2 protein-coding genes are annotated in these 3,612 nt (G+C 47.4%); both read left to right on the top strand.

Annotated elements, in window-relative coordinates; genetic code table 11:
- On the top strand, window positions 1–2,574 hold a 2,574-nt coding region (locus tag VE944_RS26510; protein WP_324984224.1), incomplete at its 5' end, for an ExeM/NucH family extracellular endonuclease.
- A 313-nt stretch (window positions 2,575–2,887) separates the two neighbouring features.
- Window positions 2,888–3,538, top strand: coding sequence for a hypothetical protein (locus VE944_RS26505; RefSeq protein ID WP_324984221.1), 651 nt, complete (start codon window positions 2,888–2,890; stop codon window positions 3,536–3,538).
- The last annotated feature ends 74 nt before the right edge of the window (window positions 3,539–3,612 follow it).

Here is a 3,612-nt window from a genome sequence, read left to right as displayed (position 1 = left end):
GGATTGGGAAGCTATACTGCTAATCCGGGAACTGGAGCGGGAGTAATAATCACCCAATCTGGTAACAGTACCGATGTGAATGAGGAGGGTGAAACAACTGATACCTACACGATCGCCCTCAACACCACACCAACGGGTGCTGTAAATGTAGCGATCGCCGCAGATGCCGAAACTCAACTGAGTACTGATGGAACAAACTTTTCTAACTCCGTCACCCTAAGCTTGACGGATACTAATCCCAAAACGATTACTGTCAGAGCAGTAAACGACTTGGATGTAGAAGGATCTCCTCACACAGGAGGAATTACGCATTCGATCACCAGCAGTGCTGACCCGGCGTACTCTAACACACTCACGGCGATTCGTAACCTCAACGTCAATATAACTGACAATGATGTTGCTCTCAGAGAGGTTTACGAAATTCAGGGGAGTGGTGCAGCAAGTCCCCTCGTCGGGCAGACAGTAACAATTGAAGCAGTTGTGGTTGGCGACTTTCAAGGCAGCAGTCGCCTAAATGGATTTTTCGTGCAGGAGGCAGTTGGAGATGGCAATGCTGCAACCTCAGACGGTATTTTTATCTTTGCGCCTAACAGCACAGATGTGAGTGTAGGTCAGACGGTGCGGTTGACTGGAACAGTTGCAGAAAACTTTACTCAAACTCAACTCACCAACATTAGTGGACTGAGCGTGGTGGGTTCAGGAGCGATCGCGCCCATAGCTGTTGACTTGCCCGTAGCTGCAACAACCGACTTGGAACGCTATGAGGGAATGTTAGTCACATTCCCCGAAACCTTGACGGTCACTGAAAACTTTACCCTCGGTCGATTTGGTGAGGTGTTGCTGTCTTCAGAGGGACGCTTATTTAATCCCACAAACTTCATTGACCCGACTGATATTCCAACTACTGAAACCGAGAACGACGAAAACAACGTCGCCGCAGTCACAGCACAGCAGAACGCAAACAACCTGCGCCAAATTTTACTTGACGATGGCAGCAACACCCAAAATCCCGCTACAGTTCCCTTTTTGAATGAGGATGGCACACTGCGCGTAGGTAGCACGGTTGCATCTCTTACAGGTGTGCTGGGCTTTGGGTTTGATAGCTACCGACTGCAACCCACCGCAACACCTAATTTTGTCGATTCTAATCCCCGGACGGCTGCACCCGAAGAGGTGGGCGGCAACGTTAAGGTTGCTAGCTTTAACGTGCTGAATTACTTCAATGGCAACGGTGTGGGTGGCGGCTTCCCGACCTCGCGGGGAGCAGATAATGTAGCAGAGTTTGAGCGGCAAAGTGCCAAAATTGTCAGCGCGATCGCAGCGCTCGATGCCGATGTAGTGGGTCTGATTGAAGTTGAGAATGATGGCGATGGTTCTGAGTCGGCGATCGCAGAACTCGTAGATCGGCTAAATACATTTGTAGGCACAGAAACTTATGACTACATTCGCGATCCTGCTACAGGGGTAGGAACTGACGAAATTAAAGTCGCCTTCATCTACAAGCCAGGAATAGTAACCCCAGTTGGTGCTTCCCTCAGCGATCCTGACACTGTTTACAATCGCCAACCAGTTGCTCAAACCTTTCTACTTAATTCCAACGGCGAAACTTTTACCCCTGTGATTAACCATTTCAAGTCAAAAAGTGGTACAGGCACAGGTGCAGACGCAGACCAGGGTGATGGACAAGGAGCTTTTAACTTTACGCGGGTTCAGCAGGCAGAAGCCTTGCTTGGCTTTGTTAATGAGCTGAAGACCACCACAGGCGATAGCGATGTATTAGTCCTTGGGGATTTAAATGCCTATGGCGAAGAAGACCCGATTGATGTGTTGCGAAATGGCGGGTTAGTAGATGAACTCGGCAAATATATCCAAAACCCCTACTCCTTTGTCTTTGATGGGCAATCTGGACGATTGGATCATGCCTTAAGCACTTCCAGCCTCAGTACCCAGGTGACGGGAGCTACCGAATGGCATATCAACGCCGACGAACCCCTAATCCTAGATTACAACCAAGAATTTAACCCCCCTGGACTCTATGAGCCAACGCCCTATCGCTCCTCAGATCACGATCCTGTGCTAATCGGTGCCCAATTGGCGAGTAACCTTAGCGTATTTAACGGCAGCGACGGCAAGGATACACTCAATGGGACTTCTGGCAGAGACGAACTTAATGGGCGCAATGACACCGATATCCTCAATGGTGGCAATGGCAATGACACTCTCAACGGTGGCAATGGCAACGACATTTTGCTGGGTCAGGTGAGCAACGACATCCTCAACGGCGACAACGGCGATGACCTGCTCAATGGGGGTCAAGGCCAGGATACGCTGCTTGGCGGTAATGGCAGCGATCGCTTCGTATTAGCAGCAGGCGCAGGCTCAGATACGATTCAGGACTTCAAAGACACCACAGACTTAATTGGTCTATCGGGCGGTCTAACCTTTGGTCAACTGACGATCGCGGCAAATGCCAACAACACCCTGATCCGCGTGACGCAAACCAACGAGTTACTGGCAACTCTAAACGGTGTTCAAACAAACGCAATTACGGCGATCGATTTCGTCGCAGCCTAACTCAAGGCAGATAGGGCGGCTAACATCCGCCCTTTTTTTGGAAACCATTTTGTGTAGTGCGATCGCAATTGCTCTAAATTATTAGTCTTTATTCTGGCGATTGCTAACTGTAAAAGCGTAGACGATGAAAGTCGTCTGTCCTACTACAATCCCCAAAACTGTACCGCCAAACTTAACAAAAACATCTAAAGATATATCAAACGGATCAACAATTTTTTCATTGCCGCCGCACTTTAATGTACTGTATGCTGCTTTCGCTAAGCAAAAAGGTAATACCTTTTACCTAAAAATTAACTTTAAGATGAAGTAACTAATGCTGAGTTCAAAAAGTGTGTGGCTTGTTCCGATAGTGCTTTCATTAGCAAGTTTCCCTTTAGATGCGACAAAAGCGATTGCACAAACTAATTATGAATTTGAAGCTGTTTACAATTTAGAAGTTAGCTTGAGGGAGATTGCGCCGAACATCTCGGTGGTAACGGTGGTTGGTAATAGTCTTAATGCTCCCTACGGTTTGACTCAACTATCAAGCATGAACTATTCTCGGCTAGATCCTAATACTGGTATATCTACAGCTGGCCCAGATGCAGCAACGTTTGGTTTAGAAGGTTTACCACTGCTCATTGACAGGTTTTTTAGCAACGACAGTAATGATAGTTTGATTGGTAGCAGTACCGCCACTGCTACAAGTAACCTAGAAAACCTGACAGCATCAGCTTTTGGTATTCTGACCATTACTGGCGGTACAGGTAGATTTAACGGTGCTATCGGCACACTCAACCTTATCGATAATTACACCATTAGTCTAGACCCTACTGTTCCTTTGATAGGTCAAGCTTTAGTTAGCGGCTCCTTCCAGATACCCACTTTAGTACCGGAATCGGGAAATTCTCTATCGCTGGTGGGCATTAGTGCAATTGGTGCTGCTTTCCTGCTACGCCGACATCATCGCCAAGCCAATATGTGAAGCCAGAGTTAATCAATAACGCTATCTGAAATTACTACGAATGTATTTATTCCTAAAGGAGAAAAACGAATGAA

Origin of the sequence: Nostoc sp. (assembly GCF_035638895.1) — a bacterium.
Taxonomy (GTDB): Bacteria; Cyanobacteriota; Cyanobacteriia; order Cyanobacteriales; family Nostocaceae; genus Nostoc.
This window is presented reverse-complemented; position numbering and strand designations above follow the sequence as displayed.